This window comes from Synechocystis sp. FACHB-908 (genome assembly GCF_014698595.1).
In the GTDB taxonomy this organism is placed as follows: domain Bacteria; phylum Cyanobacteriota; class Cyanobacteriia; order Cyanobacteriales; family Microcystaceae; genus Synechocystis.
Map to the genome: position 1 here is coordinate 68432 of NZ_JACJTH010000011.1, position 22130 is coordinate 90561.

Consider the following 22130-nt stretch of genomic DNA (forward strand, 5'->3'; position numbering starts at 1 on the left):
GGTGAGCACTCCGAGCTAATCTCCCAAAACTTCTGCCAGGGAGGCTTTCCATGGCTAACCTTAAAGTCTGGTTAGCGGCCATCATTCAAGCATTTTGCCATTTCCAACTATGCCCCGTCCCTTTGACCGATCCAAAAAACATCTAGCAGTACCTCTTTGGTATGAGCGTATATTGGCTCTAATTTTGCTTGCCAATTACAGTTTAGTTTTGTTTGATTTGACCTATATCCCATTGCGGGATTTTTGGTTACAGGGGACAGTGCAGCTTTCAGTTAAAGTCGGCCCTTTCCAGCGGGTATTTCCCAAGCGGCCCGTGCGGATTTTTCCTTTCAACATTACCCCATACTACGATTGGGTAAAAGGCATTGAACCTTACCGTTCCACCGCTGCCTATTTAGAACTGGTGGATGAATTAAATAGCAAACTAGATGAACAGGCCTTGGATGGGGCTGGCAACGTACAACAGGCGCAGGAAATTGATAACATTCTCGCGGAATTACGCCAAGACAGTGCCCAAATGATTATCGAAAATCCCTTCCAAATTGCCAATAAAACCGGCACTTTTGAGCGGATCAAAAATCTTATGCGGCTCCATGTTTTTGGTTCCACCGATGCATCTGCCACCGAATCCTTTGAAACCTTTTGGTCTAAGGATTACCTGCTTAAAAACGGACTAACTAACCAGCTAGTATTTTTTGACCAAGAAATTAGACCTCTGATTGCCACTAACTATTTCCGAGAAATTGGGGAAAATGGCCAGCCAGTGGATAATTTTGCCTTAATTGATTTTCCCTTTTTCCTGATTTTCTTAATAGACTTTCTGGGACGTACCCGTTTAATTAGCCTGCGTTACCGGGGGGTCAGTTGGGTCGATGCCATGCTGTGGCGTTGGTATGATTTCTTTTTGTTTTTACCATTTTTCCGTTGGCTGCGCATTATTCCCCTCACCGTGCGGCTAGATAAAGCTAAATTAATGGATTTGAATAAAGTTAAAGGGCAGGCTACCCAGGGTTTTGTTGCCATCATTGCTGAAGATATGACAGAGGTAATTGTGGTGCGGCTGGTGGAACAAATGCAACAATTAGTGCGGGAAGGAGCCCTGCGAAAATTTTTAGACCGAGCCAAAACCACCCAATATATTGATATTAATAACCGCAATGAGTTAGTAGAAGTCATTAGAATTGTTTCCCAGGTTTTATTGCAAAAAGTATTGCCAGAAGTAGAACCAGAAGTACGAGATTTTATGCTATATAATATGCAGTCTTCCCTAGGACAAATTCAGGGTTACACCCAGTTACAGAGTTTGCCTGGAGTAAAAAATATGCAGCGGGAAATAATGGCCAATATGATTGCAATATCCTACGAGCGCATACTGACTACTCTACAGAGCTTTCTAGAACAGGATAAGGAATTTGATCGACTACTGGAAAATTTACTGACTAAGCTGACCATGGAACTTAATGTGGAATTGAATCAACAACACCACCTAGAAGACATTGAAGAATTATTAATTGATTTCCTCGAAGAATTTAAAATTAATTATCTGCAAAAACTTTCCGAAGCGGATATTGAACGAATTTTGGGTAATACAGTTAGTTGATTATGCGGAGACAGGCTGATAGGGAGTCAGTGCTGCCGGATTACGTTAAGGTTTTAAAGCCTTTGCCTTTTAATTTTTCTAATTTTTCTAACCGCCAATTATTTGCCAATTTTAAAATGACTGATTTTTGTTTACTAAGCGCCCTCGACTTAGCCCAATTAGTCCGCACTCGCCAGGTTTCTCCTTTGGAAATCACCCAGTATTATCTCGATCGCCTGGGGAAATATGATCAAACAGTAGGCAGTTTTGCCCACGTGGCCTGGGAGTCGGCGATCGCCGATGCGAAGCAGAAAACCAAATATTTAGCGGGAATGGGTAATTCTGAACCTTTGCCACCATTTTTTGGCGTACCCATTGCGGTGAAGGATTTAAACTGCGTTGCTGACATGCCGGTGAGCTACGGGGTGTCAGCCCTGAAGGAAAATTTAGCCACCTACGATGACGGTGTTGTGGCCAAAATGAAAGCGGCGGGATTCACCATCGTGGGTAAAACCGTCACTTCCCAACTGGGGTCATTTCCCTACACCGAACCCCCAGGATTTTTACCGGCCCGCAATCCTTGGCATTTGGACTATAACGCGGGGGGATCTAGCGGTGGCAGTGCGGCGGCGGTGGCGGCGGGTTTGGTGCCCATTGCCCAGGGCTCCGACGGTGGCGGCTCTGTGAGAACTCCAGCAGCTTGTTGCAGCTTAGTGGGCTTTAAACCCAGTCGTGGCCGGGTATCCCAGGCTCCAGTGGGAGATTACCAGAGTGGCATTGCCTGCCATGGTCCCCTCAGTCGCACTGTGTTGGAGGCGGCGGCTCTGTTGGACGTCATGGAAGGTTACATCACAGGGGATCCCTATTGGCTACCGTCCCCCGATCGCCCTTTTGTGGAGACCACGGGGGAAACCCCTGGGCAACTGCGCCTGGCCTATGCTTTTTCCCTACCTCCCTTTAGCAGTTCTTCTGAGATTCAAGGGGCTGTGGCCAAGGTGATCGCCGTTTGCGAAAATCTAGGGCATCAATTGGAGGAAGCCTGTTTTGATGTCACTAGTTTAATTGAACCCTTTGCCCAAATTTGGAAAGCTGGGGTGGGGGCTTCCGGCATTCCTTTACCCCTGTTGGAATCGGTTAATCAGTGGTTAGGGGAAACCAGTGGCACTGCGGGGGACTATCTGCGGGGGGTAAGGAATATGCAGGTGATTTCCCGCCAAATTGTCGGCTTTATGGAACAGTATGACGCCCTAATTTTGCCCGTTTTTAATCATCGGCCCCCAAAAATCGGGGAATGGACCCATCTATCGCCCCCCGACGTGGTGCAGAAAATTATTGAATGGATTGCCCCCTGCCCCCCCGCCAATGCGGCCGGCCTACCGGCGATCGCCATTCCGGTGGGATTTGATGACCAGGGTTTACCCCTCAGTGTGCAAATTATTGGTAAGCCCGCCGCCGATGCTTTAGTCCTAGCGTTGGCACATCAAATGGAGCAACAGTTGCAAGGGAACCAGCCCCGCCAACTACCGCTCCAATTTATGCCCTAACGCAGTGTCAAGATCGGTTGCAATAATCTAATTCCCCCATCATTGGGGGTTTGGGGACTTTCAAAAGTTTTCTAAAGCAAGCCGACAAAATGCAACGGGCCCTGGCCGCTGATCAACTCCACCAACAGGGCAATGAAACCCAACATGGCGAGGCGACCATTCCATACTTCCGCCGCCGTAGTCAAACCCCATTCCCATCTTTCCTGGGGATACATTTTCATGTTCTTTTTGGGATGGGGCACCGTTTCAAAGGTGCAGGGAGGATCGTTGAGGGAATCCATCACCATCTGGGCCAAGGCGTCGATGAAAACTGGATGGGTGTTTAGGGCCGGTACCCGCTGAAAATTATCAATGCCGGCTTCTTCGGCAATTTCCCGATACTCGATGTCAATTTCCTGGAGGGTTTCAATATGTTCTGACACAAAGCTAATGGGCACCACCAATAGATCGTCAATGCCCTCCGCCCCCAGTTTTTGCAGAGCTTCTTCCGTGTAGGGCTTGAGCCATTCCACTGGCCCCACCCGACTTTGGTAGGCCAACGTGTATTGGTTCGGACGATCGAGAGTCCGCATTATCAAACGGGTACAGGCTTCAATTTCTGCCTGGTAGGGGTCTCCCGCTTCATCCACATAGCTTTGGGGCACACCGTGGGCACTGAAGAAAATATGGGCTTGGTCTGGATTGGGGAATTTCTTTAATTCTTGAGCAATCAAATCCGCCATGGCCTGGAGATAGCCCGGATGGTCGTACCAAGAGGGGATCAGGCTATAGTCCAATTGCCGCAAACTGGGGTCGTTATGCCACATTTCCTCCAACACCCGGAAACTGGAGCCGCTAGTGCTAATGGAAAAATGGGGATATAGAGGCAAAATCACCAGCCGTTGCAGGCGATCGCCTTTAATTTTTTCGACGGCTTCCTCCGTAAAGGGGTGCCAGTAGCGCATGCCAATGTACACTTTTGCATCCTGGCCAAGGCGTTCCAGACGGGTCGTGAGGGCGGAGGCTTGGGCTTCGGTAATCTGCAACAGGGGGGAACCACCACCGATTTCGGCGTAGTTGGCCTGGGATTTTTTCGCCCGTAGGGTAGAAATCAGCCATGCCAGGGGTTTTTGCAACCAAGGAAAAGGGAGACGAATGATTTCCGGATCCGCAAACAGGTTAAAAAGGAAGGGGCGTACATCCTCTAACTTCTCCGGTCCGCCAAGATTTAGCAGTAAGACCCCAACACGACCCATAATTGTTAAGCTTAGTAGAATGATTTTTCAGTTTCTTTACCAAGTGTAACAATAGATGGCGAAAAGGAAAGAATCCCAACCTACAAACGGCGTCCCAATTTCTTTCTAGGTTATGGCAACTATTTTCCGCACTTGGAGTTATCAGTATCCGTGGGTTTACGCCCTAGTTTCCCGCCTAGCGACTTTGAATGTGGGGGGAGAAGAGCGTTTCCATCAATTGCCATTGGAGAATTTAGCAATTTCACCGGGACAGAAGGTGCTGGATTTGTGTTGCGGGGGTGGCCAAGCCACTGTTTACCTAGCTCAATCTGGAGCCACGGTGGTGGGGCTGGATGCTTCCCCCAAGGCCCTGGGCAGGGCGAAAATTAATGTACCCCAGGCGACCTATGTTCAGGGTTTGGCCGAGGATTTACCCTTTGGGGAAGGGGAATTCGACCTAGTGCACACCAGCGTCGCCCTGCACGAAATGACTCCGGCACAACTACAGAGCATTATCAGCGGCGTACACCGTGTGCTCAAACCAGGAGGAATTTTTGCCTTAGTGGATTTACATCGCCCCAGTAATTGGCTATTTTGGCCGCCCTTGGCAATTTTTATGGGCCTGTTTGAAACGGAAACCGCCTGGCAGTTAATTAACACCGATTTAGGGTCATTACTGGACCAAGCTGGTTTCACAGTTGTTCGTAAGCATCTCTATGCGGGGGGCAGTTTACAGGTAATCCAGGCCAGAGCAAATAAGACTGTTAACTAATCTAGCCAAACAAAAGCGCCATCGCCTTCGATTACTGTCCCAATCTGATTAGCCACCAGCCCCTGCCCGGAGAAAAAATCTAGGGTTGTCTGCCTCTGCTCCGGAGAGACAAGCACCACAAAACCTACCCCCAAATTAAAGGTTTCCAGCATGGCAGTGGAGTTGACTTGGCCTTTGTCAGCTAACCAGTTAAATACGGGTAAGGGTTGCCAACTTCCAGCTTTGACTTGGATGGATTGCCCCTGCCCCAAACAGCGGGGGAGATTTTCTGGCAATCCGCCGCCGGTAATGTGGGCCATGCCGTGGATGTTAATGCCTGACTTCAATAACGCCTGGATAGGTTTGACGTAGATCCTGGTGGGTTCTAAAAAGATTTCTCCTAAGGACTGGCCTCCCCACTCTGGTAAACAATCAGACCATTGCCAGCCATTGCTTTCAATGATTTTCCGCACCAGACTAAAACCATTACTGTGGACCCCCGAACTCTCCACGGCGATCGCCACATCGCCAATGTTTACCTGGGAGCCGTTGAGTAATTGGGACTTTTCCACAATGCCCACCGCAAAGCCCGCCGCATCATATTCTCCTGCCCCGTAAAAACCAGGCATTTCCGCTGTTTCCCCCCCCAACAAAGCACAGCCAGATTGTTTACAGCCTTCCACAATGCCGGTGACCACATCGGCCAATTGGGCCGGTTCCAACTTGCCCGTGGCTAAATAATCGAGAAAATATAGGGGTTCTGCTCCGGTGGTCAAAATATCATTTACACACATAGCCACCAAATCAATGCCAATGGTGTGGTGTTGGTCCATGGCCTGGGCAATCTTCAGTTTTGTACCCACCCCGTCTGTGCCGGAAACCAACACCGGTGCTTTATAGCCAGCGGGAATCTCAAACAGCCCGGCAAAACCGCCAATGCCCCCCATAACCTCTGGGCGAAAGGTACTTTCCACCTGTTGCCGAATGCGGCTGACAAATTCCCTGCCTGCTTCCACATCTACGCCCGCTTGCCGATAATCCATGTCGTTTTTTACCCACTGAAACTTAACCAGAGTTAACAATCTCCTGCCCGAATTTTACAAGAGATTGCGGAGAGGTTTGAGGCCGGGAATTCTGGGTTAGGCTCAGCAATAAGAGCCTTTCAGGTATTTTTTTATGAACAACCCCACCAATGAATCCCTCCGCAACGTGGCCATTGTTGGCCCCTATGGCAGTGGTAAAACCACCCTGCTTGAAAGTGTTTTGTGGGTTAGTGGCAGTGTCAGCCGTAAGGGGAATATCAAAGACGGCAACACAGTGAGCGATAGCAGCCCTGAGGCCAAGGCCCGCCAAATGAGTGTGGAAGTGAGTGTGGCAGGGATTGATTATGAAAATTTGCGCTTAAATTTCCTCGATTGTCCAGGTTCCATCGAGTTTGCCCAGGAAACCTATGGAGCGTTGGTCGGCGCCGGTACTGCGGTCATCGTTTGTGAGGCGGATGTGAGTCGGGTTTTGACCCTCGCCCCTTTGTTTAAATTTTTGGATGATTGGGCCATTCCCCATCTGGTGTTTATCAATAAAATGGACCGGGCTAAACAACCCTTTGGGGAAGTTTTACAGGCCCTGAAAAGTGTTTCTTCCCGGCCCCTAATTCCCCAGCAGTATCCCATTTACAAAGGGGAGGAGTTACAGGGCTATATTGACCTCATTACGGAGCAAGCCTATCAATACCACACTGGCAGTGCCGCCGATCCCATTGCGTTGCCAGCGGAATTAGCCGGGGCTGAACACCAGGCCCGCCAGGAAATGTTGGAGGCGTTGGCGGACTTTGACGATCGCCTGTTGGAGGAATTGTTGGAGGAAGTGGAACCGCCCCAGGCGGAAATCGAAGCGGATTTCAAACAGGAATTGGGGGCAGATTTAATTGTGCCGGTGGTGCTGGGGGCGGCGGAGCAGGATTTCGGTGTCCGACCATTGCTGGATGTGTTGATTAAGGAAGCACCGGACCCCAGTGTGACGGCGGCCCGCCGGAGTTTGAGCACCGATGGTTCCGGCCCCGTCATTGCCCAGGTATTAAAAACCTATTTCACTCCCCAGGGTCGATTATCCCTGGCTCGCATTTGGCAGGGAACTTTACGGGAAGCTGACTCCCTAAATGGTCAAAGGCTGGGGGGCATTTATCGTCTTTTTGGTAATCAGCAAACACCGGTACAAACCGCCACGGTGGGGGAAATTGTGGGTCTAGCTCGGTTAGAAAATATCAACACCGGGACTACCCTTTCTACTGCTGATGTCAAACCCCTGCCCTTTGTTGAGCCTTTGCCCCCGGTCTATGGTCTGGCGATCGCCCCGGAACAGAGGAAAGATGAAGTCAAACTCAGCACTGCCCTGGGAAAATTAGTGGAGGAGGACCCTTCCCTAACTTGGGAGCAAAATACCGAAACCCAAGAAGTAATCCTTTGGGGCCAAGGGGAGATTCATCTCAAAGTGGCACTGGAAAGATTGGAAAGGCAATATAAACTGCCCATGGTCAGCCAACAACCCCAAGTTCCCTATAAAGAAACCATTCGTAAAGGCACAGAAGTTCACGGCCGCTACAAACATCAAACCGGTGGCCATGGCGCATTTGGCGATGTGTACCTTACCATTAAACCCCTGGAACGGGGTAACGGCTTTAGCTTCAGTGAAACCATTGTGGGGGGAGTGGTGCCCAAACAATATATTCCTGGGGTGGAAATGGGGGTACGAGAATATTTAGCTAAAGGCCCCCTTGGCTACCCTGTGGTGGATATCGCCGTTACTTTAACTGACGGTTCCTACCATAATGTTGACAGTTCTGAACAGGCTTTTAAACAGGCCGCCCGCCTAGCCATGACGGAAGGAATGCCCCAATGTAATCCGGTGTTGTTGGAGCCAATTTTGAGCGTTAACGTCACCACCCCAACGGAATTTACCTCTCGGGTGTTGCAACTAGTAAGCGGCCATCGGGGCCAAATTCTTGGTTACGAAGCCCGTTCCGACTGGAAAAGTTGGGACCAGGTGGCTGCCCATTTACCCCAAGCAGAAATGCAGAACTTCATTATTGAACTGCGTTCTTTGACCTTGGGGGTGGGGAATTTTACTTGGCAATCTGACCATCTCCAGGAAGTGCCGGATAAGTTTGCGCCTAATTTACGTCCAGATTGATTGTCTTCCTTAAGAGATGCTTGGGGGATTAGGTAATTTTGGCCTTTGCCAAGGCGGAAAATCAGGATAACCTTAAGGGGCTATTTTGGCGATCGCCCTAAAATTTTATGGTTTTCCCTTCCCCCAATGGTGGTGGCTCCGATCAAGGTAACTCTAATTTTGACGAATACGACGACATCACGGGAGCTCGTCGGGAAGAGGCTCTGAAAAAAGCCCGCAACTGGTTTGTCATTTTGGTGGTGGGAGGACTGGTGCTGGGGGTAGTGGTGGCCTTTGGCGTGGTGCAGGTTCTCAATAGCTTGGGATTAACGGAAAAACCTGATGCTCCCCTCCGCATTGAGATGGAGCGGGAAAATCCACCCCAGCAATAGGATTTTGTCAATCTCTGCAATCCCTGTTACCCAATGGACTAGGCGATCGCCTTTGGTTGATATTCACTAACCCAACAGGGGCCTCCACCAGGCTTCATGGTCTAAATACCATTGCACTGTTTGTCTTAAGCCCCGTTCCACTGTTACTTTTGGTTCCCAGCCCAACTCCCGTTTAATCTTGCTGGCATCAATGGCGTAGCGGCGATCATGCCCAGGGCGATCGGTCACATAGCTAATCAGTTGTCGTGCCGGCTTAACTGGTAAATCAGGAGCTAATTCGTCCATCAAGTCGCATAAAATTTCTACCAATTCAATATTTTTAACTTCATTGTTGCCGCCAATGTTGTAGGTTGCCCCTGGCAAGGCTTGGTGCAAAACTAAGTCCAGAGCTTGGCAGTGGTCTGTGACATAAAGCCAATCCCGCACATTTTGACCGTCACCATACACCGGCAACTTTTCCCCACGCAGAATGTTGAGGCACATGAGGGGAATTAACTTTTCGGGAAATTGGTAGGGGCCATAATTGTTGGAACAATTAGTAATTAAAGTGGGCAAGCCGTAGGTGTGAAAATAGGCCCGCACCAAATGATCACTGCCGGCCTTGGAAGCGGAATAGGGACTGTTGGGGGAATAGGGGGTGGTTTCCGAAAAACCCGGTTCATTGGGGGTTAAACTGCCGTAAACTTCATCGGTGGAAACGTGGAGAAAGCGAAATTGGGCTGGGTTTCCCCGCCTTTGCCAATGTTCTCGAAAAGCTTCCAACAGGGTGAAAGTACCCACCACATTGGTTTGTACAAAGGCTCCAGGGCCAAGGATGGAACGGTCCACATGGGATTCCGCCGCAAAATGGGCTATGGTCTCAATCTGCTCTTCCCTCAATAGTTGATCCACCAAATGGCGATCGCCAATATCTCCCTGGACAAAGCGAAAATTGGGCAGTTTTTCCAATGGTGCTAAAGTGGCTCGGTTCCCAGCATAGGTGAGGGCATCGAGGACAACAATACGGCGATCGCCGCAGGTTTGAACGCAATGGTAAACAAAGTTGGCACCGATAAAACCGGCCCCACCGGTGACCAAAATGGGAGTTTTTGCCATGGGAAAGAAAGAACGATTTGGTTAAATAAATTAAATGGGTACGCTGTCCAAAAGTCTTTGCAAAATTGCCTTGGGATCTTTGCCGCTCGCAGGAATTAAGCGGTGGGCTAACACATGGGGAGCAACAAATTTCACATCGTCGTCAATGGCATAATCCCGTTCTTCCAAAAAGGCAAAGGCTTGGGTTGCCCGTTGTAGAGCTGTTGTGCCCCGGGGACTAACCCCCAAAGTAACGTCCTCATCAGTCCGGGAGGCCCGCACTAAGCGTAGGAGATACTGTTGCAAATCCTCCGTTAGTTTTACCTGCCGCACCGCTTTTTGTAATGCCTCCACTTCTTCCAAGGAAATGCAAGACTCTAAATCTCCCACGGCGATCGCCTCTGGATTTTGTTGCCGCTGGAGCATTTTCAGTTCTTCTGCTTCCGACGGATAACCCAAACTGAGGGAAAGGGCAAAACGATCTAACTGGGCCTCTGGCAAGGGAAAAGTGCCCTGGTACTCAATGGGATTTTGGGTAGCAATGACAAAAAACGGATGGGGCACCAAACGGGTTTCACCGTCCACTGTGACCTGTTTTTCTTCCATCACCTCCAACAAAGCAGCCTGGGTGCGGGGGGTAGCCCGGTTAATTTCATCGGCTAAGAGAATATTGGCAAACGCCGGGCCGGGCAAAAACTCAAACTCACGACTACTGGGGTTCCAAATGTTAGTGCCGGTAATATCTGTTGGTAATAAATCGGGGGTACACTGCACCCGCTGAAACTTGCCGTTAATGGAACGGGCCAGGGACTTAGCTAAGAGGGTTTTGCCCACACCGGGCACATCTTCCAGCAAAGCATGGCCCCCACTCAACAGGGCCACCAACACCAAACGAATAGCCTCATCCTTGCCCACAATGGTTTGACTAAGATTTTGGGTAAGGACAGAAATCTGTTCTCGCATAGGGGAAGCATAGCGCCGCAGGCTAGGGGGATTTGGATAACAAATTAACAGCTTTTACTGTACCTCACCCGATGTGCCCAAGGTGACTGTGTATTTGCGAATCCCATTGGTTCACCATTGATGGATAAAAAGCAGGGAAAAGCTTTTGGCAATCAATTTACCAGAAACTTTGTGGGTAAAACTTTCTTTACTCAATCTAGTAATCATTACTTCGTTGCAAATTTAAAAATTGGGTAAATTCCGGTTTAAATAACAATTTAACTACGCCAGTGGGTCCATTTCTATGTTTAACAATTAGCAATTCTGCTACCCCTGGGTCCGGCGTGTCGGGATTATAATATTCATCTCGATAAATCATCATAATTAAATCTGCGTCTTGTTCGATACTGTTATGGACAATGATGTCATTGGCGACAAAGTTATGTGGTCCTGGCACAGTCAAATCAAAAACCTCTTCGACTCCAGTCTCCGTAATAGAAACGATGGAGTCCCAGTAAATATCACTCTGAGACAACTTTTCTATTTCTGGTGATTGGGTAATAGTGGCTATTTTTGCTGCTCTTTCCCTACTCAAATTATGTTTATAAAGAGCTGTCCCACAGTAGGCATTACCAAGTCTCATTTGCAAGTCGCGAGTAGTTATCCCTTTTATTTGAATTTGTGGCAACACATAGGTCTTCCAAATTTGTTTTGGAATGACATCCCTGTTAGTGTTTGCTTGATGTTGAGCGATATGGGTTTTAATTTCCTCAACACTTGCCTGTTTGTCTTTGTCAACAGCGCCAATTTGATCAACAAAGATTTGTAAATCAGCTTGCCCTGTAATGGTTACATGATAGTTATCCCTGCCTTTGCCATTCTGACTTATTTTTGATAGACGTGCGTTAATGCCTAATTTCAAGAGTAACGACTGTACATCCTTTGCTAACTTCTCGCTACTAGTTGCGTAATAAGCTACCGGTCTAGATGATTTTTCTACTATTAATTTGACGCAACCATCTGTACTCCATAAATGTCTTAGAAAAATGGCGATCGCCCTCTGTGGTTGTTCAAAAACTTGATTAGGAACAAATTTTTCGTAGGAACGCAGTCCGAATACGTCTAAATTCTCTAGCCATTTTGTAATCGGATTTTTTTTGTTATGGGTTAGCCGATAACTAGCAGGGATATAAACTTGGTACCATTGCCTTTCTTGGCTGATACGAGGATTAATTTGGTCGCCAAAAACTGCTTTTGCTAATTCGACTACCTTTTCAGCTAATTCTATTTTATTGCTTGTATATTGAATAGCATGGCGAGGTAAAGTACAGCCATCACCAATTAGATGCCCTAGTAATCCTAGTTCCTCATCACTCATTAATTGTAAAGAGGAGCTTTCTAGTTTACGGGGTAGAGCAATATGCTCTTTTAAAGATAGCTCATCTAATCTTTTCCAACCATCAATAGTTAAAAATCTATGATTTGCTGTTGCCTTGATAGTTCTACCTAGTCGAGTTTTTAAAATATAAACTAGCTTTTTGCCAGTACAAAATACACGACTAACTTTAGCTGATTCTAGCTTCATCGTCTGTTCATTAATTGCCCATATTTCAAAATCTTTTTCATCTAACAAATCTTTAATAGAAACTCTTTTTCCTGTGCTCGCCAAGCTGATCAAACTATCTCCACTGATGCAGCCACTCTCTCTTAAATCTGACATCATTGGCCGTTTGTTAGTTCTAGATTCCACCGCTCGACTTAACTGAGATAAAGCAATTACTGGCGCGTTAATTTCCCTGGCTAAACCTTTGAGAGAACGGGTAATTTTTGATAATTCCTGTACCCGATTATCACTGCCTCCTTCCATCAGTTGCAAATAATCAATTAGAACCATACCCAATGGACCTTTTTGTTCACTTTGGAGGCGACGCACCTGGGAACGCATTTGGGTTACGGAAATACTTGCCGTATCGTCAATGTAGATAGGTAAACTGGAAAGGGTGCCCATGGCCGCCGTTAAAGGTTCAAATTCTGCTTGGCTAAAGTGCCCTGTCCGTAAACGGTTACTATCAATTAAGGATTCACTAGCCACTAGTCTTAATGCCAACTGTTCCTTGGACATTTCTAAGCTAAAAATAGCCACAGGCAAATTCTGGTTTTTAGCGATGTTAGCGGCAATTCCTAAACCGAATGCCGTTTTTCCCATCGACGGCCTGCCGGCCAAAATAATTAAATCTGCCCGCTGTAATCCCCCTGTCATTGCATCAAGATCATAGAATTGGGTTTCTACCCCTGGACTGGAAAGTTTTTCGTGTAATTTATCTAATTCAATGAAAGTATTAACTAAGGTTTCTGATAACGGTACTAGCCCTGCTTGGGGACGAGATTGGGTGAGGCGAAATATTTTTTGTTCCGATTCATCGAAAATTGTTTCTAATTCTTTGCTAGTTTCGTAACCCAAATCAACGATGTCATGCCCCGCTGCAATTAATTGGCGACGCAAATATTTATCCATGATTAGGGCGGCAAAACGGTCAATGTTCACCGCTGAAATGGTGCGATCTAATAATTGAGTTAATTTCACCATGCCCCCGATCGCCTCGAAATGATGGTGATCTTGGAGCCAACTGCTGACAGACATCAAATCCGTGGGCTGACTTTGGCCATGGAGACTAAGCATGGCCTCATAGATCAAACGATGGGCCTTGACGTAAAAAGCGTCTACTACCAGGAGGTCAATGATGCGCCCCATGGCCTCTGGATCGAGGAGAATCCCCCCCAGGATGCACTCTTCAGCTTCAATGTTTTGGGGGGGCAGGGCAGGGTTAGCAGCCATCAAGTTGGAATGATTGGGGACAGTCTAGTTCTCGACCAGTGGAGCAGATATTCTAAGCGGTGTAGGAAGAAACCATGGCGGGCCGTCGCTCGGGAGTGCCGTATCTTTTGGCATAGAAGGCGAGAATTTCCTCAATAATTTGGCGATCGCCGGGGGAAAAATCATCCTGTAGGGTCAGCTCCAGGCCCCCCACCTGACTGTTGAAATAGTCAAACTGGGTAAAAGTGGGAGTCAGAAGGGTCGCGGTCACACCGGCAAGCTGTTGCACATGGGCCGCGATTTCCCGGTAAACAGCGAGGGGTAGTTGAGGAAAACAAATAACTTCGCTATGCAAGGCAGTGGCAACCAACAAAAACGTCTTATATGCCCATGATATACTCAACCGCCTTTTCTCTCTATCACACCCTAGACTGACTGCCCAGGGAAAAATTCACTTTCAACCCCGGTCAAGAAGTTTTGTGAAAATTCTCCTTTGCAAAGGAATTCCGATAGATTTTTCAATGGTACGACGCTTTTCCAAAGATTTTCTCGGACTAGGTTAAAGACCAAGTTTTTGGATGACAGCCTAACCATTACCATGGGACGTTGGCCCACTGGAAAATTAAATAAATTACCAAGTTGTATGAATTATTTAGGATTTGATCCTGGTCGGGATAAATGCGGGGTGGCGGTGATGACTGGCGATCGCCAAATTTTGTACCATGAAACCATTGCGGCCCAGGAAGTGCCCCAGCGACTGCCGGCCCTGTGTGAGCAGTATCAAGTGGAGCAAGTAGTAATGGGGAATCAAACCACCGCTAAACAATGGCAAAAACAATTGCAAAGTTACTTACTCCCAGCCATGGCCCTGGCATTGGTGAACGAAAAAAACAGTACTGTGGAAGCCAGGCAAAGATATTGGCAAATGTATCCTCCTCAGGGATTAGGGCGTTTGGTGCCCTTGGGTTTGAGGACTCCCCCCCGCCCGGTGGATGATATTGTTGCTATTTTGTTGATTGAGCGTTATCTGGATTTGGATAGCGGCCGTTGCTAGGGGACAAATTTTTATGGATTGGTGGAAAAAACTGCGGCGCAATAGCCTGGCTCGTTGGGGTGCCATACTACTATTGTTGTTTTACGTCGCTGTCATTGGAGCGGATATTTTTGCCCCCTATAATCCCTACAACGCCCAAGTGGATGGTTCCCTACTGCCTCCCACCCAAATCCATTGGCGATCGCCGGGGGGGAAATGGATCGGGCCCACCGTTTACCCCACCCGCCAGTTACCCACCGATTTAGAAACGGGATTAAGACCTTTAGAGATAGATTTCAGCCAACCTTCCCCAGTCCGCCTTTGGGTCCAAGGGGATAGTTACGTCTGGGGACAAATTAAATTACCCTTACCCCCCAGTTTTGCCCCAGTGGAAATTTTTCCGGGTATCCCAGGCGATCGCCATTTAATTGGTACCTTAGGGCCGGGTAAGCTCAACTTATTGGGGACAGACGAACAAGGAAGGGATCAATTTAGCCGTTTATTATTTGGTGGCCGCATTAGTTTATTCATTGGCTTGATTGGGATTACCATTTCCTTTCCCCTGGGCATGGTGGTGGGAGGCATTGCTGGATACTTCGGTGGTTGGTTAGACGTGGTTTTAATGCGTCTAGTAGAAGTGCTGATGACCATCCCTGGCATTTACCTGTTGGTGGCCCTAGCGGCGGTGTTACCTCCTGGTCTGAGCAGTGCCCAAAGGTTTTTGCTCATTGTGGTAATTACTTCTTTCATTAGTTGGTCTGGGTTAGCTAGGGTAATTCGAGGTCAAGTGCTTTCCCTCAAACAACAGGAATACGTCCAAGCCGCCAAAGCCATGGGGGCCGGGGCACCAAGGATTATTGTGCGCCACATTTTGCCCCAAACCGCCAGTTACATTATTATTTCCGCCACGTTGGCAGTGCCCGGATTTATTGTGGCCGAATCAGTGTTGAGCTTGATCGGCCTGGGCATTCAACAACCGGATCCTAGTTGGGGAAATTTACTTTCCATTGCCACCAATGCTTCTATCTTGGTGTTGCAACCTTGGTTGGTCTGGCCCCCCGCAGTACTAATTATTTTGACTGTCTTGGCCTTTAATCTATTGGGAGACGGCCTGCGAGATGCCCTAGATCCCCGCAGTTTAGGGGAATAATAGAGAAAAATTTGCTCAATGGGGGCTGGGGAAGATTTATGGTTGCCAAGCTCGACAGCAGAGCACCGATCAATCCCTATCCCTAAAAAGATTTAGTTTAATCATTGGCCAAAATTGATCTCACCGCTCAGGCTCTAACGGGAGTCCTCTTTTGACATTTGGTATAGATTTTATCTATCTGTATCATTGCCTGAAGTAAAAACCAGCCCTAGAATATTCTCTATGGAAATCTATTTTAAATAGACTAAAGACTATGACTAACCCATTTTTGGGGATATTGAATAATGCAAATAACTAACAAAATTCATTTTAGGAACCTGCAGGGGGACCTTTTTGGCGGGGTTACAGCGGCGGTTATTGCCCTGCCCATGGCCTTAGCCTTCGGGATTGCTTCCGGAGCAGGGGCTACGGCCGGACTCTGGGGGGCGGTGATCGTAGGGTTTTTCGCGGCCTTATTTGGCGGCACCCCCACCTTAATTTCCGAACCGACTGGGCCCATGACGGTGGTGCAAACGGCGGTTATTGCTAGTTTAGTGGCGGCAGATCCCGACAATGGCTTGGCCATGGCCTTCACTGTGGTAATGATGGCGGGGTTGTTCCAGATTGCCTTTGGTCTGCTCAAATTGGGCAAATATGTCACCATGATGCCCTACACAGTCATTTCCGGCTTTATGTCCGGCATTGGGATTATTTTGGTGATTTTGCAACTGGCTCCCTTTCTTGGCCAAGCTAGTCCCAAGGGAGGGGTAATCGGCACCCTCCAGGCCCTCCCTAACCTAGTAAGCAATGTCAGGCCGGTGGAAACCCTATTGGCGCTCATGACGGTGGGCATTATTTGGTTTATGCCTTCCCGTTGGAAAAAGTTTGCTCCGCCCCAATTGGTGGCTTTAGTGTTGGGGACAATTATTTCCATCACCCTATTTGGCGATCTGGATATCCGTCGCATTGGGGAAATTCAGGCCGGTTTGCCCGCTCTACAGCTACCAGTGTTTCAGGCTGATCAATTACAGAGAATGCTGATTGATGCGGCTGTTCTGGGAATGCTGGGCTGTATTGATGCCCTCCTGACTTCGGTGGTGGCTGATAGCTTGACCCGCACAGAACATAACTCCAACAAGGAATTAGTCGGCCAGGGCATCGGCAATGTAATGTCCGGTTTATTTGGTGGCTTGGGGGGAGCTGGGGCCACCATGGGGACGGTGGTAAATATCCAGTCCGGGGGACGCACAGCTCTGTCTGGCTTGATCCGGGCGATGGTGTTGCTGGTGGTAATTTTAGGCGCAGCTAAATTGGCGGCTACCATTCCCCTAGCCGTATTGGCTGGTATTGCGTTCAAAGTTGGGGTGGACATTATTGATTGGGGGTTCCTCAAGCGGGCTCACCATGTCTCCATCAAAGGGGCCTTGATTATGTATGCCGTCATTGTCCTGACGGTGTTGGTGGATTTAATTGCGGCAGTAGGTATTGGTGTATTTATTGCCAATATTCTCACCATTGACCGTATGAGTGCGTTGCAGTCCAAAGCTGTGAAAAGTATTAGCGATGCCGACGACGAAATTCTCCTTTCCGCCAATGAGAAACGTTGGCTAGATGAGGGCAATGGCCGGGTCTTGCTTTTCCAACTCAGTGGCCCAATGATTTTTGGGGTGGCCAAGGCGATCGCCAGGGAACATAATGCCATTCAAGAATGTGCCGCCATTGTTTTTGATCTGAGCGATGTGCCCCATTTGGGAGTAACCGCTTCCCTGGCCCTGGAAAATGCCATTGAAGAAGCGGCGGAAAAAGGTCGGGCCGTTTACATTGTGGGGGCAACAGGGCAAACCAAGCGACGCTTGGAAAAATTGCAAGTGTTCCGCTTTGTTCCTGAAAGTAATTGCTATGACGACCGTTCTGAAGCTCTCAAGGACGCTGTCCTAGCTTTGGGACCTCATGAAAGTGAGGACTCCCCTTCCAGTTCTTCCGTCCAGACCACATACTGATTTCTGCCCCGGCGTTTTGCTTCATACAGGGCCATATCCGCTTGTTTGATAAGGGTCCTGGAGATGAGTTCCTTGGAGGGAAACTGGGTGCCGATGCCCAAACTGATTGTGATTTGCCCACTAATGGGGGAAGCTTCATGGGCGATCGCCAATTGGCTGATGGCTTGAATGATTTTCTCGGCAACCATAATTGCCCCCTTGGTGTCGGTTTCGGGCAAAAGCACCGCAAATTCTTCCCCCCCAAAACGGGCCACTAAGTCCGCTGGCCGACTGGCAGCTTTTCTAGCTGCTTGGGCCACCCTAATTAAGCACAGATCCCCCTCCGGATGGCCATAGCGGTCATTGTAATTTTTGAAGCAATCTATATCAAACATGATTAAGGATATGGGCACTTGAGCCCTAGATAATCTCCGCCACTCTTGTTTAATGCGGACATTAAAGCAACGACGGTTAGCAATCTTCGTCAACCCATCAATATCTATTAATTGACTTAGTTTTTTATTAAACCTTTCTAGCCGAATTTGAGCTTTTTGTAAGGTTTGCTCCGCTGTTTCTGCCCTTTCTTTGGCTTTAATTAATAAATATTCTTCTTCTTTGCGATCAGTAATGTCTTTAATATAGCCATGCCAAATGGTTCCTCCATCGCTTTCCCTCCGGGGCGTGGCGTAGCCTAATACCCAGATCACTCGTCCATCAGCAAAACAAACTCGATACTCGTAATACCAGGGAGTTAGGTTTGCTGCAGACTCATAAATGGATCGGGAAACTCCTGGCAATTCATCAGGGTGCAACACGTTAAAAACTGGGGTGGCATCTTCTTTTACCTCCTCAGGGCTAACTCCATAAATTTTCCGAATCCCCTCACTGGCATAGGGAAAGTGAAAAGTACCATCGGGACGCATGCGAAACTGATAGATTACCCCCGGAATATGGCGAGCTAATTCCTGCAAACGTTGTTGGGATTCCAACAGATCAGTAATATCAGCGGAAATACCCAATAAATATTGCGCTTGACCGGATGCGTCACAAATAGGGATTTTTTTAGTGTGTAAAATACGTATCCCTTCGTGGCAGGTTTGGATAACTTCCATGGGGATATCTTGAACTTCTCCAGATAGTAAAACTTGCCTATCCTCTTGGATAAACCATTCAGCCCGCTCCTGAGGAAATAGCTCATAATCATTTTTTCCTAACACTTCTTCTTTCGTATAACCGATTAAACTTTCACCAGCTTTATTTAATTCTAAAAATCTCAGAGTTTTTGCATCTTTAACAAAGATCATGTCAGGAATATTTTCCACAATGGAAGCAAGAAAAGTTTTAATTTTTTCCAACTCTATTTCCGCTTCTTTCCGTTGGGTAATATCCTGAGCTGTGCCTAAGGTTTGCCAAAGTTGTCCTGTTTCTGTGCGGGTAAAAACTAAGTCTCGGCTTAGGAGCCAGCGCCATTGTTGTCTAGCATCTCGGACACGATACTCAATTTCAAGTATTTCACCGTCCCTTAATTTTTGACAATTTTCAATGGCGGCTAAAATTCGTGGCAAGTCTTCTGGATGGCAAATATTTGTAAACAAGCTGGCCCCCATTGTTTTAATTTCTTCTGGAGAATAACCTAAAAATTCAGCAACAGAACGATTACTATAGATATTGGCTTGCTTAATATGGTCATATATGTATAGAAGGCTGGGGGTTGCTTCGGCAATGCTTTCAATAAATTTTTGACTTTGTCTTAATTCCAGTTGGGTTTCTTTCAGGGCTGAAATATCCCGACCAACGGACTGAATTTCAATTAATTGACCCTTGTCATTGAAAATTCCCCGACTAACCCATTGGGTGTAACCTAATACTCCTCCTGCCCTTTTATCCTGATTTTCATTGATAAATTGTGGCTGTTCTGGGGTTAAGCAGGCTATTTTGTCCAGCACTATTTTCAAGTCTTCTTCAACAATGAAGTCTAGCCATTGCAAGCCGATTACCTCGGGTAAAGCAAGCCCTAGGGCTTGACAAAGGGCATCGTTGGCAAAGGTGATGGTGGTATCTGGTTGGGAGCGTAAAATAAAATCTGTCTGACTTTGTACTACTTGCCGATATAGTTCTTTGGAGCCTTGGAGTTCTTCCTTGGTTTGTGCCAGGGATTGTTGTAACCGGAGGGCCATACCATTGATGGCTTTGGCAAGCTGCTGAATTTCGGCAATGGCCACTGGTTGTGTTATGGTGCCGTGGGAAGTGCCTTGGGCTAAATTTTGACTGGTAGTAACTAGTTTTCGTAGGGGTTCAATGACTAAACGAGCAATGTAGAGACTAGTCAGGGCGGGAATTAAAAAAATGATAATGCCCAGAACTAGAAAAAGATAGACATTATTATTAAGTTGACCGAAAAAATCTAACGATAGCGCGGAAAAGACCAAAACTGCCATAACCAGCAAAACTTGCAGCACTAAGGGGAGAATTAGTACCCAATACAAAGGAATATGTTTTTTGGGCAAAAAATCAGCCAATGCCGGTTAGGAAAATTTGTATGTCAATAAATAAAACAAAACGACTGAAAAGTTAATGGCAGTCATCCACCACTATGGTAATTTGTTTTTCGGGCGATCGCCTGTGGGTAAAGAATTAATTTACAGAGCGAATCGGCCCCATTTAGTTGACCTTCGAGCGAAATTCTGGGGGCTTGGCAACTGGGCAGTTTTTCCGGTCAGCAATTATGGTTGCAAGGGATTCACCATGGCTGATTAGATAAGAATACGGGGTAGACGGTGTTTGAAGCCACAGAGAATTTCCCAGGATATGGTGCCCAAAGTAGAGGCCCAATGGTCTGCGGTGATTTGGCGATCGCCGTCTTGGCCAATCAGGGTAACCACTTCCCCCACTTGGGGATCATCAATGCCCCGTAAATCCACCATCATTTGATCCATGGTGATGGCCCCGATTTGTCGCACTGGTTGGCCCCGCAAAAGCACTTCCAATTGATTGGAAAGATTACGGGGGACACCGTCCGCATAGCCAATGCCCACTACTGCCATGGGCATGGTTTCTTCACTAACGAATTGGTGACCGTAACTAACGCCGGTGCCGGGGGGAATGGTTCTGATCTGGGTGATTTTGGCCCGCACTGTTAATACGGGTTTTAGGTCCAGGCAATCGCCTAGGTGGGGAGCAGGATAAAGGCCATACAAACCTAAACCTACCCGGACCATGTCGTAGTGCCAAGCCTGGCCGTGGAGGGTGGCCGCAGAATTAGCTAAATGTAATTTGGGTATGGGTAATCGGGCTTGACGCAAACTGGCGATCGCCTTGGCAAATCTTTCCTGTTGCTGGAGCATGGTGGCGGTGTTGGGGTCGTCCGCTGTGGCCAGATGGGAATATAAACTAGCTAGCCGTAGCTGGGGCAAAGATTGCACCAAACCAACAAAGTTCGCCGCCTGGGGCCAGGGAGTACCCAACCTAGTCATGCCCGTATCCAGCTTGAGATGTACGGGTAAAACCTTACCCAACTTAAGCAAAATATCGTTGAACAATTGGGCCTGTTCCGGGGAGCAGAGGGTGGGCTGTAGTCGCCAATGGGCAATGGCTTCAATTTCCTCTGGGCTATTAATACCTCCCAAAAGCAAAATCGGGGCGGTGATGCCCGCTTCCCTCAGTTCGATGCCCTCCCCCAAAGTGGCGATCGCCAACCAATCAGCCCCGGCCTGTAAAGCAGTTTGGGCTACCCGGACTGCTCCATGGCCATAGGCATCGGCTTTGACCACCGCCATCAAATTAGTTTTTGGCCCCACATACTGGCGGAACTGCCGGACGTTATGCACCAACGCCGCTTGGTCAATTTCCACCCAAGCCCGCTGACGAATCAATTCAGCTAAACGGTAGCCGGATAACGTTGACGAAACCCTAGAGGCTTGCTCCGGGGAAGATTTAACGTCTCGACTCAAGACCATAAAGTTTACTCCTCTGCACCCAAATTCCCCAAGGGGATACGCCTAAGATAAGGGCAAAGTTGGAAAAGTTCCAGTTCCCTAGGATAGAAATTGGCTTACTCCGACCAAAATTTCTCTGACCGATGAATTTCACGAGTAAAGAAAAATGCAGCAACCACAAAAGCCACTGCATTTCCCCGTATTTGCTACCCTGAGGTAGAAAGACGCATAAAGAATATCTACTTATTCTTATTCTCAGACTATTCTTAGCCCAAAGACGGAAAAACTAAATTTCTTTGTTGACGAAAGGTAAGAGAGCCACCAAACGGGAGCGTTTCACTGCGGTGGTCAAGTCCCGTTGTTGTTTAGCAGTCAAACCAGTGATGCGTCGGGGGAGAATTTTACCCCGTTCAGTGATGAATTTACGCAATAATTCCGTGTCTTTATAGTCAATCGGCTGATTGGGGGGCAGGGGAGAAAGGCGTTTACGGTAGTAGTTCATGGAGATTAGCGAAGATGACTTGATAGGGTGCTAGTTTGGGCATCTCGGTTACAAAGCGGATACCGAACTAAGGAAA

At 47.8% G+C, this 22130-nt stretch carries 17 protein-coding genes; 8 read left to right on the top strand and 9 right to left on the bottom strand.

Features of this window, described 5'->3' with window-relative positions; all coding sequences use genetic code 11:
* The first annotated feature begins 109 nt into the window (after window positions 1–109).
* Both H6G46_RS03400 and H6G46_RS03405 read left to right on the top strand, forming a co-directional pair.
* Window positions 110–1600: a hypothetical protein gene (locus H6G46_RS03400; RefSeq protein ID WP_010873753.1), complete on the top strand. Its 1491-nt coding sequence runs from the start codon at window positions 110–112 to the stop codon at window positions 1598–1600.
* A gap of 2 nt (window positions 1601–1602) precedes the next feature.
* Window positions 1603–3123 carry an amidase gene (locus H6G46_RS03405; protein WP_010873752.1) on the top strand — a complete coding sequence of 507 codons (1521 nt, stop codon included), beginning with the start codon at window positions 1603–1605 and terminating at the stop codon, window positions 3121–3123.
* Between the two features lie 71 nt (window positions 3124–3194).
* On the opposite strand, the gene hemH is transcribed toward H6G46_RS03405, so the two are convergent.
* Window positions 3195–4358 (bottom strand): ferrochelatase, encoded by a 1164-nt coding sequence (gene hemH / locus H6G46_RS03410; RefSeq protein WP_010873751.1) that lies wholly within the window; start codon window positions 4356–4358, stop codon window positions 3195–3197.
* A 112-nt stretch (window positions 4359–4470) separates the two neighbouring features.
* Here hemH and H6G46_RS03415 point away from each other — a divergent pair, with 112 nt between their 5' ends.
* Window positions 4471–5109 (top strand): class I SAM-dependent methyltransferase, encoded by a 639-nt coding sequence (locus tag H6G46_RS03415; RefSeq protein ID WP_010873750.1) that lies wholly within the window; start codon window positions 4471–4473, stop codon window positions 5107–5109.
* On the opposite strand, the gene purM is transcribed toward H6G46_RS03415, so the two are convergent.
* Entirely contained in the window at window positions 5106–6131 is a 1026-nt protein-coding gene (gene purM / locus H6G46_RS03420) for a phosphoribosylformylglycinamidine cyclo-ligase (protein WP_010873749.1), read from the bottom strand. The two genes, H6G46_RS03415 and purM, sit on opposite strands and share 4 nt — an antisense overlap.
* Before the next feature lie 133 nt (window positions 6132–6264).
* Between purM and H6G46_RS03425 the strand changes: the two genes are divergently transcribed.
* The gene (locus tag H6G46_RS03425; RefSeq protein WP_010873748.1) at window positions 6265–8274 is read left to right on the top strand and encodes an elongation factor G; all 2010 of its coding nucleotides are present in this window, start codon (window positions 6265–6267) and stop codon (window positions 8272–8274) included.
* 107 nt (window positions 8275–8381) lie between these two features.
* On the top strand, window positions 8382–8645 hold the full coding sequence (locus H6G46_RS03430; protein ID WP_010873747.1) for a hypothetical protein: 264 nt from the start codon (window positions 8382–8384) through the stop codon (window positions 8643–8645).
* Between the two features lie 66 nt (window positions 8646–8711).
* Here the strand turns inward: H6G46_RS03430 and rfbB are convergent, their stop codons facing one another.
* The 4 genes from rfbB to H6G46_RS18380 all read right to left on the bottom strand — a co-directional run bounded on the left by rfbB (window position 8712) and on the right by H6G46_RS18380 (window position 13846).
* Window positions 8712–9740 carry a dTDP-glucose 4,6-dehydratase gene (gene rfbB, locus H6G46_RS03435; RefSeq protein WP_010873746.1) on the bottom strand — a complete coding sequence of 343 codons (1029 nt, stop codon included), beginning with the start codon at window positions 9738–9740 and terminating at the stop codon, window positions 8712–8714.
* Between the two features lie 30 nt (window positions 9741–9770).
* A complete protein-coding gene (locus H6G46_RS03440) occupies window positions 9771–10682 on the bottom strand; it encodes a MoxR family ATPase (RefSeq protein ID WP_010873745.1) in 912 nt (303 codons plus the stop codon).
* A gap of 196 nt (window positions 10683–10878) precedes the next feature.
* Window positions 10879–13497, bottom strand: a complete 2619-nt coding sequence (locus H6G46_RS03445) for a replicative DNA helicase (protein ID WP_010873744.1) — start codon at window positions 13495–13497, stop codon at window positions 10879–10881.
* A 52-nt stretch (window positions 13498–13549) separates the two neighbouring features.
* Window positions 13550–13846, bottom strand: coding sequence for a hypothetical protein (locus tag H6G46_RS18380; protein ID WP_223211292.1), 297 nt, complete (start codon window positions 13844–13846; stop codon window positions 13550–13552).
* Window positions 13847–14074: 228 nt separating this feature from the next.
* Here H6G46_RS18380 and H6G46_RS03455 point away from each other — a divergent pair, with 228 nt between their 5' ends.
* The 3 genes from H6G46_RS03455 to H6G46_RS03465 all read left to right on the top strand — a co-directional run bounded on the left by H6G46_RS03455 (window position 14075) and on the right by H6G46_RS03465 (window position 17638).
* Window positions 14075–14530: a pre-16S rRNA-processing nuclease YqgF gene (locus tag H6G46_RS03455; protein ID WP_010873742.1), complete on the top strand. Its 456-nt coding sequence runs from the start codon at window positions 14075–14077 to the stop codon at window positions 14528–14530.
* A 13-nt stretch (window positions 14531–14543) separates the two neighbouring features.
* Window positions 14544–15659 (top strand): ABC transporter permease, encoded by a 1116-nt coding sequence (locus H6G46_RS03460; RefSeq protein WP_010873741.1) that lies wholly within the window; start codon window positions 14544–14546, stop codon window positions 15657–15659.
* Between the two features lie 284 nt (window positions 15660–15943).
* On the top strand, window positions 15944–17638 hold the full coding sequence (locus H6G46_RS03465) for a SulP family inorganic anion transporter (protein WP_010873740.1): 1695 nt from the start codon (window positions 15944–15946) through the stop codon (window positions 17636–17638).
* On the opposite strand, the gene H6G46_RS03470 is transcribed toward H6G46_RS03465, so the two are convergent.
* The 3 genes from H6G46_RS03470 to rpsR form a co-directional block, all read right to left on the bottom strand.
* A complete protein-coding gene (locus tag H6G46_RS03470) occupies window positions 17587–20136 on the bottom strand; it encodes a PAS domain S-box protein (RefSeq protein WP_223211291.1) in 2550 nt (849 codons plus the stop codon). The genes H6G46_RS03465 and H6G46_RS03470 overlap by 52 nt on opposite strands.
* Window positions 20137–20370: 234 nt before the next feature.
* Window positions 20371–21573 carry an alanine racemase gene (gene alr / locus H6G46_RS03475; RefSeq protein ID WP_010873738.1) on the bottom strand — a complete coding sequence of 401 codons (1203 nt, stop codon included), beginning with the start codon at window positions 21571–21573 and terminating at the stop codon, window positions 20371–20373.
* Between the two features lie 265 nt (window positions 21574–21838).
* The gene (gene rpsR / locus H6G46_RS03480; protein ID WP_010873737.1) at window positions 21839–22054 is read right to left on the bottom strand and encodes a 30S ribosomal protein S18; all 216 of its coding nucleotides are present in this window, start codon (window positions 22052–22054) and stop codon (window positions 21839–21841) included.
* Between the last annotated feature and the right edge of the window lie 76 nt (window positions 22055–22130).

Coding starts and splice junctions, on each gene's coding strand:
- H6G46_RS03465 (WP_010873740.1), top strand. CDS start 15,944: ATGCAAATAACTAACAAAATTCATTTTAGGAACCTGCAGGGGGACCTT.
- H6G46_RS03460 (WP_010873741.1), top strand. CDS start 14,544: ATGGATTGGTGGAAAAAACTGCGGCGCAATAGCCTGGCTCGTTGGGGT.
- H6G46_RS03430 (WP_010873747.1), top strand. CDS start 8,382: ATGGTTTTCCCTTCCCCCAATGGTGGTGGCTCCGATCAAGGTAACTCT.
- H6G46_RS03425 (WP_010873748.1), top strand. CDS start 6,265: ATGAACAACCCCACCAATGAATCCCTCCGCAACGTGGCCATTGTTGGC.
- H6G46_RS03445 (WP_010873744.1), bottom strand. CDS start 13,497: ATGGCTGCTAACCCTGCCCTGCCCCCCCAAAACATTGAAGCTGAAGAG.
- alr (WP_010873738.1), bottom strand. CDS start 21,573: ATGGTCTTGAGTCGAGACGTTAAATCTTCCCCGGAGCAAGCCTCTAGG.
- H6G46_RS03405 (WP_010873752.1), top strand. CDS start 1,603: ATGCGGAGACAGGCTGATAGGGAGTCAGTGCTGCCGGATTACGTTAAG.
- rfbB (WP_010873746.1), bottom strand. CDS start 9,740: ATGGCAAAAACTCCCATTTTGGTCACCGGTGGGGCCGGTTTTATCGGT.
- H6G46_RS03415 (WP_010873750.1), top strand. CDS start 4,471: ATGGCAACTATTTTCCGCACTTGGAGTTATCAGTATCCGTGGGTTTAC.
- rpsR (WP_010873737.1), bottom strand. CDS start 22,054: ATGAACTACTACCGTAAACGCCTTTCTCCCCTGCCCCCCAATCAGCCG.
- H6G46_RS03440 (WP_010873745.1), bottom strand. CDS start 10,682: ATGCGAGAACAGATTTCTGTCCTTACCCAAAATCTTAGTCAAACCATT.
- hemH (WP_010873751.1), bottom strand. CDS start 4,358: ATGGGTCGTGTTGGGGTCTTACTGCTAAATCTTGGCGGACCGGAGAAG.
- H6G46_RS03400 (WP_010873753.1), top strand. CDS start 110: ATGCCCCGTCCCTTTGACCGATCCAAAAAACATCTAGCAGTACCTCTT.
- H6G46_RS03455 (WP_010873742.1), top strand. CDS start 14,075: ATGGGACGTTGGCCCACTGGAAAATTAAATAAATTACCAAGTTGTATG.
- purM (WP_010873749.1), bottom strand. CDS start 6,131: ATGGATTATCGGCAAGCGGGCGTAGATGTGGAAGCAGGCAGGGAATTT.